Annotated in this window: 15 protein-coding genes; 14 read left to right on the top strand and 1 reads right to left on the bottom strand. The window is 54.8% G+C overall.

Translation table 11 applies throughout. The features are described from left to right. Nucleotides 1-18 precede the first annotated feature (18 nt). The 8 genes from R8G34_11170 (at nucleotide 19) to R8G34_11135 (ending at nucleotide 8200) form a co-directional block, all read left to right on the top strand. Nucleotides 19-1293, top strand: a complete 1275-nt coding sequence (locus R8G34_11170) for an ABC transporter substrate-binding protein (protein ID MDW3223429.1) — start codon at nucleotides 19-21, stop codon at nucleotides 1291-1293. 81 nt (nucleotides 1294-1374) lie between these two features. Then, the gene (locus R8G34_11165; protein MDW3223428.1) at nucleotides 1375-2094 is read left to right on the top strand and encodes an ABC transporter ATP-binding protein; all 720 of its coding nucleotides are present in this window, start codon (nucleotides 1375-1377) and stop codon (nucleotides 2092-2094) included. After that, nucleotides 2094-2801 carry an ABC transporter ATP-binding protein gene (locus R8G34_11160; protein ID MDW3223427.1) on the top strand — a complete coding sequence of 236 codons (708 nt, stop codon included), beginning with the start codon at nucleotides 2094-2096 and terminating at the stop codon, nucleotides 2799-2801. Before R8G34_11165 ends, R8G34_11160 begins: the two co-directional genes overlap by 1 nt. After that, entirely contained in the window at nucleotides 2798-3661 is an 864-nt protein-coding gene (locus R8G34_11155; protein MDW3223426.1) for a branched-chain amino acid ABC transporter permease, read from the top strand. Before R8G34_11160 ends, R8G34_11155 begins: the two co-directional genes overlap by 4 nt. Next, the gene (locus tag R8G34_11150) at nucleotides 3661-4716 is read left to right on the top strand and encodes a branched-chain amino acid ABC transporter permease (protein MDW3223425.1); all 1056 of its coding nucleotides are present in this window, start codon (nucleotides 3661-3663) and stop codon (nucleotides 4714-4716) included. Before R8G34_11155 ends, R8G34_11150 begins: the two co-directional genes overlap by 1 nt. A gap of 2 nt (nucleotides 4717-4718) precedes the next feature. Next, nucleotides 4719-6473 (top strand): FAD-dependent monooxygenase, encoded by a 1755-nt coding sequence (locus R8G34_11145; GenBank protein MDW3223424.1) that lies wholly within the window; start codon nucleotides 4719-4721, stop codon nucleotides 6471-6473. Nucleotides 6474-6482: 9 nt separating this feature from the next. Further along, entirely contained in the window at nucleotides 6483-7364 is an 882-nt protein-coding gene (locus R8G34_11140; protein ID MDW3223423.1) for an intradiol ring-cleavage dioxygenase, read from the top strand. Next, entirely contained in the window at nucleotides 7361-8200 is an 840-nt protein-coding gene (locus tag R8G34_11135) for a 3-keto-5-aminohexanoate cleavage protein (GenBank protein MDW3223422.1), read from the top strand. The genes R8G34_11140 and R8G34_11135 overlap by 4 nt, the downstream gene beginning before the upstream one ends. Before the next feature lie 377 nt (nucleotides 8201-8577). Here the strand turns inward: R8G34_11135 and R8G34_11130 are convergent, their stop codons facing one another. Next, nucleotides 8578-8817 carry a helix-turn-helix transcriptional regulator gene (locus R8G34_11130; GenBank protein ID MDW3223421.1) on the bottom strand — a complete coding sequence of 80 codons (240 nt, stop codon included), beginning with the start codon at nucleotides 8815-8817 and terminating at the stop codon, nucleotides 8578-8580. 171 nt (nucleotides 8818-8988) lie between these two features. Between R8G34_11130 and R8G34_11125 the strand changes: the two genes are divergently transcribed. The 6 genes from R8G34_11125 (at nucleotide 8989) to R8G34_11100 (ending at nucleotide 12544) form a co-directional block, all read left to right on the top strand. After that, nucleotides 8989-9690, top strand: a complete 702-nt coding sequence (locus R8G34_11125) for an AAA family ATPase (GenBank protein MDW3223420.1) — start codon at nucleotides 8989-8991, stop codon at nucleotides 9688-9690. Next, the gene (locus R8G34_11120; GenBank protein ID MDW3223419.1) at nucleotides 9687-10274 is read left to right on the top strand and encodes a hypothetical protein; all 588 of its coding nucleotides are present in this window, start codon (nucleotides 9687-9689) and stop codon (nucleotides 10272-10274) included. Before R8G34_11125 ends, R8G34_11120 begins: the two co-directional genes overlap by 4 nt. 4 nt (nucleotides 10275-10278) lie before the next feature. After that, nucleotides 10279-10839 (top strand): metallophosphoesterase, encoded by a 561-nt coding sequence (locus R8G34_11115; GenBank protein ID MDW3223418.1) that lies wholly within the window; start codon nucleotides 10279-10281, stop codon nucleotides 10837-10839. A 1-nt stretch (nucleotide 10840) separates the two neighbouring features. Further along, nucleotides 10841-11053, top strand: a complete 213-nt coding sequence (locus R8G34_11110) for a hypothetical protein (protein MDW3223417.1) — start codon at nucleotides 10841-10843, stop codon at nucleotides 11051-11053. Nucleotide 11054: 1 nt separating this feature from the next. Next, nucleotides 11055-11282 (top strand): hypothetical protein, encoded by a 228-nt coding sequence (locus tag R8G34_11105; protein MDW3223416.1) that lies wholly within the window; start codon nucleotides 11055-11057, stop codon nucleotides 11280-11282. Nucleotides 11283-11626: 344 nt separating this feature from the next. After that, a complete protein-coding gene (locus R8G34_11100) occupies nucleotides 11627-12544 on the top strand; it encodes a LysR family transcriptional regulator (GenBank protein ID MDW3223415.1) in 918 nt (305 codons plus the stop codon). Nucleotides 12545-12548: the final 4 nt, after the last annotated feature.

The following is a 12548-nucleotide window of genomic DNA, read 5'->3' as shown; positions in this document are numbered from 1 at the left end:
GACGTTTGGGAGGACATCATGCTTACACGACGCAAACTACTGAAATCATCCGCCGCCACAGGCCTGACATTGGCCGCGGGCGGTCTTGGCGCACCAGCTCTGGCACAAGGCGCGAAAATCCGGCTGGGCTATGTTAGCCCGCAATCGGGCCCCTTGGCCGCATTCTCGGACCCTGACCAGTTTATCATCGACGGGTTCCTGAAATCCGAAGCGGGGGCTAACTTCGAGGTTATCGTCAAAGACAGCCAATCCAATCCGAACCGTGCCGCCGAGGTCGCCAAAGAACTGATCATTGACGACGAAATCGACATGATGCTTGTCGCCTCAACACCTGAAACAACGAACCCCGTCGCAACGACGTGCGAGTCCGAAGAAATCCCCGTAATTTCGACCGTCGCCCCATGGCAGCCATACTTCATTGGCCAGCAAGGCAATCCTGGCGACCCTGGCAGCTGGCGTCCGTTTGATTTCAGCTTCCACTTTTTCTGGGGCTTGGAGGACGTGATCTCGACCTTTACGTCCATGTGGAACCAACTTGATACTAATAAATCAGTTGGTGCCATCTTCCCCAACGATGGTGATGGCAACGCGTGGGGTGACCCCAACGTCGGATTCCCGCCCGTTCTCGACGCACAGGGGTTCAGCCTCATCGATACGGGCCGCTATCAGAACCTGACGGACGATTTCAGCGCCCAGATCAATGCGTTCAAAGCCGCCAATTGCGAGATCGTGACAGGTGTGCCGATCCCGCCGGATTTCACGACTTTCTGGACCCAAACCAAGCAGCAGGGTTTCAACCCCAAAGCCGCCAGCATCGGCAAGGCGATCTTGTTCCCTCAGGCTGTCGAAGCACTGGGCGATCAAGGTCACAACCTCAGCTCCGAGGTCTGGTGGTCCCCGACGCACCCGTTTGCATCCTCGCTCACGGGCGCGTCTGCGGCTGATCTGGCGGCTGGATATACGTCCGCGACTGGCAAGCAGTGGACCCAGCCGATTGGTTTTGTGCATGCGCTGTTTGAGATGGCCGCTGATGTCATGGGCCGTGTCGAAGACAGCCGCGATCCTGATGAAGTTACCTCTGCTATTGCCGCTACACAGCTTTCGTCAATGGTCGGACGCATCGCCTTTGATGGTGCGGGTCTGCCGCCGTTTGCTGCGGCAAACGTTGCCAAGACGCCGCTCGTTGGTGGTCAGTGGCGCCTCAAAGACGGTGGTGGGTATGATCTGGTGATCGTCGGCAACTCCGACCATCCCAACATTCCAACCGGTGGCACAATGGAAGAAATTTCCTAATCAGTCGTGTGCCTCGCGGATTTCGCGGGGCACAACCACACCTTTCTTATGCGCCCACTTCAGTGGGTCAGGGATACCCTTATGTCAATCTTATCGCTCAACTCAGTCTCAAAAAGTTTCGGTGCGCTCACTGTGACAGACGACGCCAGCTTTGATGTACCGCAGGGCCAAGCGCTCGGTATTATTGGGCCCAATGGAGCGGGCAAATCGACGTTGTTCAATTTGATTACGGGCAACATCAAATCTGACAAAGGCACAATCCATTTTGAAGGCCGCGATGTAACGAAGGTGTCTGCAATGGAGCGATGCCTTACAGGGATCGGCCGATCATTTCAGATCCCCCAACCGTTTGAAAAACTGACCGTTTACGAAAATCTGTTGGTTGCAGCGACCCACGGGCGCAACCTGTCGGAGGCTGCAGTGCGCGATGACTGCGCCGATGTGCTTGATCGAACCGAGTTGATTGGGCGAGCAAATACGCCCGCTGGACAATTATCGTTGTTGGAACGAAAGCGGTTGGAGTTGTCGCGCGCCATGGCGACCCAGCCCAAACTTCTTCTGCTCGATGAAATCGCAGGTGGGCTAACCGAAGGTGAATGTCAGGCGCTTATCGGCACGATCAAGGACATCCATGCCCAAGGGGTCACGATCATCTGGATCGAACACGTCCTGCACGCTCTGACGTCTGTTGTTGAGCGCTTGCTCGTTTTGGATTTTGGCAAAGTGATCGGCCTTGGCGATCCAGAGGAGATCATGGCCAGCAAAGAAGTGCAGGAAATTTATCTAGGGATTGAAGTCTGATGGCCCTCTTGCAAACGCAATCCCTCGTTGCCCACTACGGCGATTTTCAAGCCCTGTTCGGTGTCGACATCGAATTGGCCGAGGCCGAAACAATCGCGATTATCGGCGCGAACGGTGCCGGCAAAACAACGCTGATGCGATCCATCGCAGGGGTGCTGAGGAATGAGGCCGCCGCCGTATCGTATGAAAACACGCCAATCGGTGCCCTACCTGCAGATGAAATCATGTCGCAGGGAATTGCGATGGTGCCAGAGGGTCGCAAACTCTTCCCGTCTCTGAGTGTTGAAGAAAACCTTTTGATTGGCACCTACGGCCGCAAAATCAAAGGACACTGGAGCCTTGAAACCGTCTATGACCTGTTTCCGATCCTTGGTGAGCGACGTCATAATCCGGGAACCGCTCTATCGGGTGGACAGCAGCAAATGGTTGCAATCGGCCGTGCACTGATGAGCAATCCGCGCGTGCTGTTGTGCGACGAAATCAGCCTCGGCCTCGCGCCCGTGGTCATCAAAGGCATCTACAAAGCGATCCCTCAGATCAAAGCGGCTGGGGCGTCCATGATCGTAGTGGAACAAGATATTGCCCAAGCCATGGCGGTCGCCGACCGCGTATACTGCATGATGGAGGGTCGCGTCACATTATCCGGTACGCCCGACACCCTGAGCCGCGATGACATTCACAACGCATATTTCGGAGCAGGCCAATGATCTGGATCGATACAATCATTCAAGGCATCCTGTTGGGTGGCCTTTACGCGCTCTTCGCTTCGGGTCTCAGCCTTGTCTTTGGGATCATGCGGCTTGTGAACCTTGCCCATGGTGATCTTATCGTCATGGGCGCCTATCTCATCCTTGTCTTGGTGACTTTGCTAGGTATTTCACCTTTCGTCGCCGTCTTTATCGCAATGCCACTTATGTTTGCGCTCGGATGGATCTTGCAACGGTATTTGCTGAACCGGACATTGGGCGACGACATTTTACCGCCTCTGCTGGTGACGTTTGGTCTGTCGATTGCTCTACAAAACGTCTTGCTCGAAGGGTTTTCGGCCGACAGTCAGCGCCTGCCGACCAATGCGCTAACGACCGCATCTGTAGATATTGGCCCAATCGCCTTGGGTGTCATGCCCTTGCTGACCTTTGGTTCTGCGGTTCTGGTGATCGTGGGGTTAAACCAGCTGTTTTACCGCACTGAACTTGGCCGCGCCTTTCGCGCGACATCCGATGACGCGATTACCGCCAGCCTAATGGGCATCAAACCTGCCAACATCTTTGCGACTGCGACTGGCATTGCGTTGGTCATTGTCACCATCGCGGCACTCTACCTTGGCCTGCGGGCGAACTTTGACCCCAACATCGGCCCCGCACGGCTGATCTACGCTTTTGAGGCCGTGATTATTGGTGGTCTTGGCTCGCTGTGGGGCACATTGATCGGCGGGATCATTATTGGTGTGGCGCAAACCTTAGGTGCTGCGATCAATCCGGAATGGCAAATCCTGTCGGGACATATCGCCTTTCTGATTGTCCTTCTTGTCCGGCCACGTGGCCTCTTTCCGAGAGCGAATGACTAATGGCTTATTCCGTCACAACGCAAACCCCCGCTTCGCGCATTGCCTCGATCCTTGGTCTGATCCTAATCGTTGTCCTGATCGCCCTGCCGTTCTTTGCTGGACGCGGCACGATTCAAGATATGTTCTTCATTCTCACCATGTTGGTCCTAGCTCAATTCTGGAACCTTTTGGCGGGTTACGGAGGACTGGTCAGCATTGGTCAGCAGGCCTTTGTCGGGATGGGGGCCTATGCGCTCTTTGGTGCGGTGATCCTATTGGGGCTTGATCCAGTCCCTGCAATCTTGGTCGCAGGCTTCGCGGCACTGATCATCGCAATCCCAACAGCGTTCTTCGCGTTCCGTCTGAACGGCGCGTACTTTGCCATCGGCACCTGGGTGATCGCAGAGGTTGTTCGCCTGCTCGTTGCGCAATGGAAAACACTCGGCGGTGGCACGGGCACGTCGCTGCCGCGCGATGCAACCCGTGACATGTGGTTCGTGCAAAGTATTCAGGACTTGCTTGGCGTGCGCGGCGCTGCGGCGCGTGACATCCTTGCATACTGGCTTGCCCTGTTGCTTGCGCTTGCCACAATCGGCGGCATCTATTGGCTGCTGCGCACCCGACGCGGGCTGGCTCTGGCTGCCGTTCGCGATAATACCGAAGCCGCAAAATCCGTCGGCGTCGATGCAGGACGCATGAAGTGGATTGTCTTTCTGACCTCTGCCTTCGGAACCGGCCTCGCGGGCGGTTTGATCTATATGCAAAAGGCACGGATCAGCCCAGATGCGGCGTTCAGCGTGACGGATTGGACGGCCTATGTGATCTTCATCGTGGTCATCGGAGGGATCGGCACGATCGAAGGTCCGATCATCGGCGTGCTGGTCTTTTTCGCACTGCAATCCCTGCTCGCCGACTTTGGAAGCTGGTATCTCATGACACTTGGCGTTCTGGCCATCATCATCATGCTTGTTGCCCCGCGAGGCCTTTGGGGCCTGGTGTCCGAGCGCACTGGACTTCATCTTTTCCCAATTCGCCGCCGCTTGTCTGGTGGAAAACTCACATCTTCGGAGGAATAATAATGGCTGATATCACCACACAAGTTCTCATCATCGGGACCGGTCCGGCTGGATCAACAAGCGGCGCATTGCTGTCAAGCTACGGCGTCGAGAACATCGTCATCAATCGCTACCATTGGCTGGCGAATACGCCACGCGCGCATATCACCAATCAGCGCACGATGGAGGTTCTTCGCGATCTAGGCCGCGAGGTCGAACATGAAGTTTACCTCAACGCCATGGACCAAAACCTGATGGGCGAGAACGTATTTTGCGAAAGCCTTGCGGGAGAAGAAATCGGACGCATGAAGTCATGGGGCACCCATCCGTTGTCCAAAGCAGAACATCTGCTGTCTTCACCCACGTTCATGAACGATCTGCCGCAGACCTTTATGGAGCCGATCCTGTTCAAGACCGCTTGCAAACGCGGCACCCGCGCGCGGATGAGCACAGAATATAAGAGCCATGTCCAAGACGCTGACGGAGTAACGACAACCTGTCTTGATCGCATGACGGGCAAAGAAATAACCATCCGGTCCAAATATCTGATCGGAGCCGATGGGGGCAATTCACTGGTCGCCGAAAATGAAGATCTACCTTTTGAAGGCAAGATGGGCGTTGGCGGATCGATGAACATCTACTTCCGCGCAGACCTGACCAAATACGTGGCCCACCGTCCTTCGGTGCTCTACTGGGTCATGCAACCGGGTGCCAATGTCGGCGGCATTGGCATGGGCTTGATCCGCGCGATCCGCCCTTGGAACGAATGGCTGATTGTTTGGGGCTATGACATCAACGAACCGGCGCCTATCGTGGACGAAGCCATGGCGACAGACGTCGCACGCCAGCTTGTCGGTGATCCCGAACTTGAGATCGATCTGATCAGTGCAAACACGTGGACCGTCAACGACACCTACGCCACCCAGATGTCAAAGGGACGCGTTTTCATTATGGGCGATGCAGCGCATCGCCACCCACCGTCCAACGGTTTGGGCTCGAACACATCGATCCAGGACGCCTTCAATTTGTGTTGGAAAGTAGCAGCCGTTGTGAAAGGTGAAGCTGGTGAAGCCTTGCTTGATAGCTATTCGGTTGAACGGGCACCGATTGCCAAACAGATCGTCACCCGTGCGAACCAATCCATCGGCGAGTTTGGCCCGATCTTTGAAGCCCTTGGTATGACCGGCGGTTCAGATATCGCGCAGATCAAGGCAAACATGGACGCCCGCTGTGACACGACCGCTGAGGCCGAAGCGCAGCGCGCAGCCCTGAATGCCGCAATCGCTTTCAAAAAGTACGAGTTTGACGCGCACGGTGTTGAAATGAACCAACGCTATGCATCGGATGCGACTGTTACTGACGGCCAGATCGAACCGGATTTCGCACTTGACGCGGATCTCCATTACCAACCCACAACATGGCCCGGCGCGCGCATTCCGCATGCGTGGCTGTTTGATGACAAGGGCGGCAAGCATTCTACACTCGATTTAGCTGGCGGCGGCGCGTTTACCCTCTTCACCGGATTGGGTGGCAAGGGCTGGGCGGAGGCCGCACAGAAAGTCGCCAAAGACCTAGGCATCAAGCTTGAGGCCCATGTGATTGGCCCACGTCAAGACTATGTCGATCACACCGGCGATTGGGCACGGGCACGCGAGGTTGGTGATGCAGGCTGCATCTTAACCCGGCCCGATCAACATGTCTGCTGGCGCAATGATGCGATGGTGGATGATCCAGTCGCAGAACTGACACGCGTCCTCACTTCAATTCTGGCGCGATAGGAGGTCAAAATGGAACAGAACAAACAAGGTTATTTCACCGAGGAAAATTCCGCTGACGTAGTTGTTGCCCAGATTGCTGAAACAACCGATCCAAGGTTGGCAGAAGTGATTGGAGCGATAACCCGCCACCTTCACGCAGCCGTCAAAGAGATCGAACCAACTCAAGAAGAGTGGCTGCAAGCAATCATGTTCCTTACCAAAACGGGACAAATGTCGGATGATTGGCGGCAAGAATTTATCCTGCTCAGCGATATCTTCGGCGTCTCAATGCTGGTGGATGCAGTCAACAATCGAAAACCAAGTGGAGCGTCTGAATCCACAGTTCTTGGCCCCTTCCACGTACCAGATGTACCTGAATCGCCAATGGGATCGAATATCTGTTTGGACGGCAAAGGGCACCCGATGCTGATCAAGGGGCGCATCATCAATACCGAAGGGCAGCCTATTGAGGGCACCAAGATCGATGTCTGGCAAACCAATGACGACGGGTTCTATGACGTCCAACAAAAAGGTATTCAGCCCGATTTCAACCTGCGGGGCGTATTCCGGACCGGATCCGACGGCAACTATACCTTCTGGGGTGCCAAACCGCGCTTTTATCCGATCCCAGATGATGGCCCCGTTGGCAAACTGCTTGGAAGCCTTGGCCGACATCCGTACAGGCCGGCCCATCTTCACTACATTCTTGAGGCAAAGGGCTACGAAACATTGATCACGCATATCTTCGATCCCGACGATAAATACATTCACTCGGATGCTGTATTCGGGGTCAAAGAGAGCCTTCTGGCAAAATTCGACTTGATCGAAGATCCCGACCGTATTGCAGCGGAAGGTGCTGAGGGGCCGTTTTATGAAGTCGTCCATGACTTTGTTCTGGCGCACGCGACATGACCAATCCCTGCATTATCTGCGTGGCCATCACAGGCAGTTTGCCACGCAAGGAGAACAACCCTGCCGTGCCAATCACTGTGTCGGAACAGATCGAAAGCACACATGCTGCGTTCGAGGCCGGAGCGACCATCATGCACGCCCATGTTCGCAATGACGATGAAACACCGTCAAGCGACCCCGACAAGTTTGCAGCCCTTAAAGAAGGTGTTGAAAAACATTGTCCGGGCATAATTACTCAGTTTTCGACCGGTGGGCGTTCAGGGGCAGGTAAAACGCGAGGCGGAATGCTATCGTTGCGCCCTGATATGGCGTCTTTCTCAGTCGGATCAACGAACTTTCCAACACGCGTCTACGAAAATCCACCTGACTTAATCGATTGGCTGGCTGAGGAAATGTTGACCTATGGGGTGAAACCCGAGGTGGAGGCTTTTGATCTATCGCATATCCTCGCTGCAGCCGCGATGCACGAGCGTGGTCAGATCAAAGACACACCTTATGTGCAGTTCGTCATGGGTGTTAAGAATGCAATGCCTGCGGACCGGAACGTGTTCGACTACTATGTTCAAACAGTTAAACGCTTGTTTGGTGACGACGTCCCTTGGTGCGCGGCAGGGATTGGGGCAAACCAGGAGGTTCTAAACGAATGGTCCGTATCTGCCGGTGGACATGCACGCACAGGACTAGAGGATAATATCAGACTTGATAGGGATACGCTGGCGCCGTCAAATGCAGCGCTTGTCGCAAAACTAGCTGGCATTTGTGCAAAGCATGATCGGACTGTTGCAACCCCACTGCAGGCACGGGCCATCCTTGGGCTTGAAAGACTAAGCGATTGAGAAAATTGGATCGGTACTGCTAGCGCTTAGTAGGGCGGGTCTCAAACAAGGCGCAAGAAACAAGGATAGCCAATGTCCGCTTTCATAGTGATGCTCAGATCGTCTCGAAGTCCGTACGAACGAACGCCTTCCGCACATTCTGATTTTCGCAACTAATGCAAAGCGCACAAGCGGCCGTTCCCATTTATGGCCTCAAAGACGGGTTTGTCCCGCGATGTGTGAGTTCGCTTGGATGTAGATTTCGCATCCGCAGCGAACGGCTGGTTCGACGGGCCGCATCGCAGCATTTGTCATCGTCGGCGCATGGCAGCTTTGGGCCGATCTAGTCCCCACACTTTGCAATATCCACCAACCCCGATGTGATCGGTTGATCGAAGCTACGACCCCTTTATTGCTTTGTGCGTTACGGCGGCGCGCTCGACATCACTTACGAACTCGGCAAGCGAGATGCCCAGCTCTCGGCAGATCGCATCCATCACTGTGAGGGTTGGTTGTCTTCGACATGTTTCCAAAAATGAGATGTAGCTCATGGAAAGATCTGTGCGGAACGCGAGTTCCTCCTGTGAAAGGTTCGCGGCTTTCCGCTTTTCGCGAAGCGTCCGCGCGTAAGCCGCCATCAAAATTTGGTTTTTCCGTTCCATCCTGACTCTGTCAGGGAACGGCTTCGATAACGCTAATGACTATAGTAACAGTTTACTATAGTCATTAGAAAAAGTGGGTCAGAAGCGTGGGTGCGGGAGCGTGCTGCGCGTTTTGAGGTAGAGGAGCAACTTCAAATGGAGCCAAACTTGCACACCATTTCATGCCTCGGCTTCAAGGGTGGGGCGGGTCGGACAACCACGGCGGCTGCGCTGGCTGTCGGACTCGTATCAATCGGCCAGCGCGTTGCTCTTATTGATGCGGGATATGCAGTTCCGCTTGAGGAACAACTTGTGATAACCGGACGCGGCCACGGCGCTGTGCCGGATCATAGCGTCCTTGGTCGATGGGCCGAGACGGCGCAAAATGGCTCATTTTGCGGTGGGGAGCTTCAATATATTCGAGCAACAACCGCTCCCTATCTAAAAGTCGTGCTGGATCAGCTTTGGCGAGAGAATTGGGCCTATGCCATTGTTGATACCCCGGCTCACCAAACGGCGTCTGTTTTTGAGGCGGCGGACAGATCCTCCCTGCTGATAGCGCCTGCGCGGAATGCTTCAGATGCCAGAGAGATTAGGGACCGTCTGCCAGATGAGTTCTTAATCCGACAAGACAGGCTCAGATGTTTGGTGGCAGGTGCCGAGCAGCCACAGAAAGTCCGCGCCGCGTTCTCGCCGCTGTCAATACTGACAACAGAGCTGCCCTTCGAATCGAACTTCTTGGGATTTATTCCACATCACAATCGCAACAAAAGTCAGAGTACGTCGAAAGATCACTGGCAGCGGCGGTGCATCCAACTGGCCGATGAAGTTCTAGAATTGATATCTGAACGAGAGAGCATGGCATCATGACCGCTGCAACGGCGTCACTTGATGTCGTGCGCGGCATCGTAACGGTCTACAAAAAGCAAATGGACTCGGTGCGCGTCAACCAGACTACCGGCTATGGCAAGATCAACAGTACGTGCGAGCTGTGGCTGCGGGACAGCGCCGGACATGAGCACCGGTTTCAGGGCGAGCTGTTTGAAGCTGCGCAGCCCGGCCACGAAGTTGCTGTCGTCAGTGACCGAACCTCCGGCAAGCTCATCGCCTTTGCAAACGTAACGACGCAGAAGATCCACGATGCTGCCGAACTGACCGTCAAGACGACGCCCGGCGTGACCATCATCAGCACGTTTGGGTTCGGTCTTCTTTTGGCCCTACCCGGACTGTTCCCATGGTTCATGATGTTGGATGCCATCGGTCTCGCTGATAGCGCCTTCTCGGCAACTGGCCTCCAAACCTATGCTATCTTGCTCCTCGGCTGTATCTTTGCGGGTGTTACCATTTGGTCTAAACGCTACGAAGAGCGCACCGCGCGCCTGAAAGCTGAGATCGACCGTGTTCTCGGTCAAAAGGCACCAACTGTCCTGATGGGCAACCGGCAAACAGAGTAAAACAATGATGCATTGGTATACAGCCGATACCCATTTCGGCCACGAGAACATCATCAAACACTGTGGCCGCCCATTCCAATCGGCGAGCCACATGGATGCGGTGCTGATTGAGAACCTCAGCGCGAAGGTCGGCCCGAAGGACGCGCTCTGGATTGTTGGCGACTTCGCCTTCGGTCAAAAGGCAAAGGATCGCAACTGGTTGACGAAGCTTTTCGCAAAACTGCCGGGCGCGGAACAGCACCTCGTTATCGGCAACCACGATGGCGAAGCGACCCAGCAGCTGCCTTGGACCAGCGTGACGCATCTTGCCGAAGTGGCGGATGGCAAAGGCCCTCATTCGGTGCTTTGCCACTACCCGATGATCACATGGCACCGTGCCCGAAAAGGCGCGCTGCACCTGTTCGGCCATGTCCACGACCAGTGGATGGGTAGCCGGAACGCCGTCAATGTCGGAATTGATGTCTGGGGTTATGTCCCAATCACAATCAGAGACATCGAACAACGCTCAAAGACATTGCCCGAGAACAAGCACTGGCAAGACGTCGAACACAACGCGGAGCTTTGAGATGACCCAATCTGGCGGTAGCGCGAAAAGCGATCTAGACGACAGCATCATCGCACAAATGATCGAATGCGGCTTGCATGCGCGATACAGCAAAGATGTCGAAGGTGGCTGGTGGGCCAGAGCGCAAATCAGGGAAGAGCTTTTGAAGCGCGGCTGGACGTTGCCGCCATACACGCATCCGCACGAACTCAACGGCAATGTGGAGGCGCAGTAAGATGTCCCGATCCCGACGCAAAACACCGATTATTGGTATCACCACAGCCCAGAGCGACAAGCGCTTCAAGAAGGCAGAACACAAGCGAGCGCGCCGGAAACTCAAAGCTGCGGACCTGACAGAAGACACGCCACCCGACCCGAAAGCCTTCGGCAACCCTTGGGCCAGCGACAACGACGGGAAGCAAAGGATTGACCCGCACAAGTTACCAGGTTTGATGCGGAAATAGTTCTCAGGAATTGTTCATTTTTTCAGGGCTGGACTATATTTTCGGCCGTTCGCTGTTTCGAGCATCAACTTTCCAGATGCGGACAAACCGGGCTTGTGCAGTTGCAGTTATTGCTGACGCAGCATTTTTTTGCGTGTGCGACACGTGACTTGTTGCGATGCCGCGCCTTTCACGGAAGCGGTCATTCAAAACCGTAGTCGTATCCAAATTGAACTTCGATGCGAAGAACTCAAACCAGCGTGCTCAGGCGAGGCCCTCGCCATCGGTGATCTGGACTAAATAGCAGATAAGAGGCAACCTTCTGGAGTGGTGTAGAACCATGTGGCAACGACAAGGAACCTCATTTGTCTAAGATCGATATAGTTCAGGCAGACGCATTCCTCGTTGCCTGCGAAGAGGGATCAATAAGATCTGCATCAGAACGTTTGGGCGTTGAGCCTTCCACAATTAGCCGCCAGATCAAGGCACTGGAAACGTCACTGGGCACAGCGTTAATTGAACGGGGCCGAAAAGGGGTGCGCCCGACCGAAGCGGGAACGCTCCTGCAAACTTACTTGAAGCATCAACAAGGCGAGCAGGAAGCGTTACTGTCAGAGTTCGACGAACTCAAAGGTATGCGGCGCGGCGAATTGGTGATTGCGGTGGGGGACGGCTTTATCAGTGATTTCGTGGGCAACGCGATCAAGTCTTATAGCAAGGTGTTTCCCGGATTTACCTACGATTTGCTGAGCGGATCAACAGAACAAGTTTTACATGCTGTTCGAACGGACCGCGCCCACATTGGTCTAGCCTACAATGTGGGCAAAGAGCGCGCCATTCGCATAGCAGCGCAAGCCAAACAACCGTTGGATTTGTTGGTCAGCCCTACTGCGCAATGGGCCGATTTGGCTGAACCGATCACGATGCCGCAACTCGAAGCTTTGCCATGTGCCCTGCTGAAATCGGGCTTTGGTGTGGGGGATATGATCGCCGTGGCCGAAGCTGCACATGGTGTGAGGTTGCGCGCCCTTGTCCATTCCAATTCTTTGGCTGTGCTGCGAAATTTTGTGCGCGAAGGGCTTGGAGTAACAGTTCTGCCTGCTTTTGTCGTGACCCGCGAAATCGCCGACAGTACAATCATTACAAAACGCCTGGCGGTGCCGGAGCTGAGCAAGGGGGAGGCCTCGGTATTTACGCGTTATGGGAGACGCTTGCCTGAAGGGGCCACGCGACTGGTTGAACATATCACGAGGTCAATGGTCGCATTTCAACCAGCACATTAATGTT

The organism is Paracoccaceae bacterium, assembly GCA_033344815.1.
GTDB lineage: Bacteria > Pseudomonadota > Alphaproteobacteria > Rhodobacterales > Rhodobacteraceae > Roseobacter.
The sequence above is the reverse complement of the archived record's forward strand: the minus strand, read 5'-3'. Positions and strand labels throughout refer to the sequence as shown.

Coding starts and splice junctions, on each gene's coding strand:
- R8G34_11170 (MDW3223429.1), top strand. CDS start 19: ATGCTTACACGACGCAAACTACTGAAATCATCCGCCGCCACAGGCCTG.
- R8G34_11165 (MDW3223428.1), top strand. CDS start 1,375: ATGTCAATCTTATCGCTCAACTCAGTCTCAAAAAGTTTCGGTGCGCTC.
- R8G34_11160 (MDW3223427.1), top strand. CDS start 2,094: ATGGCCCTCTTGCAAACGCAATCCCTCGTTGCCCACTACGGCGATTTT.
- R8G34_11155 (MDW3223426.1), top strand. CDS start 2,798: ATGATCTGGATCGATACAATCATTCAAGGCATCCTGTTGGGTGGCCTT.
- R8G34_11150 (MDW3223425.1), top strand. CDS start 3,661: ATGGCTTATTCCGTCACAACGCAAACCCCCGCTTCGCGCATTGCCTCG.
- R8G34_11145 (MDW3223424.1), top strand. CDS start 4,719: ATGGCTGATATCACCACACAAGTTCTCATCATCGGGACCGGTCCGGCT.
- R8G34_11140 (MDW3223423.1), top strand. CDS start 6,483: ATGGAACAGAACAAACAAGGTTATTTCACCGAGGAAAATTCCGCTGAC.
- R8G34_11135 (MDW3223422.1), top strand. CDS start 7,361: ATGACCAATCCCTGCATTATCTGCGTGGCCATCACAGGCAGTTTGCCA.
- R8G34_11130 (MDW3223421.1), bottom strand. CDS start 8,817: ATGGCGGCTTACGCGCGGACGCTTCGCGAAAAGCGGAAAGCCGCGAAC.
- R8G34_11120 (MDW3223419.1), top strand. CDS start 9,687: ATGACCGCTGCAACGGCGTCACTTGATGTCGTGCGCGGCATCGTAACG.
- R8G34_11115 (MDW3223418.1), top strand. CDS start 10,279: ATGATGCATTGGTATACAGCCGATACCCATTTCGGCCACGAGAACATC.
- R8G34_11110 (MDW3223417.1), top strand. CDS start 10,841: ATGACCCAATCTGGCGGTAGCGCGAAAAGCGATCTAGACGACAGCATC.
- R8G34_11105 (MDW3223416.1), top strand. CDS start 11,055: ATGTCCCGATCCCGACGCAAAACACCGATTATTGGTATCACCACAGCC.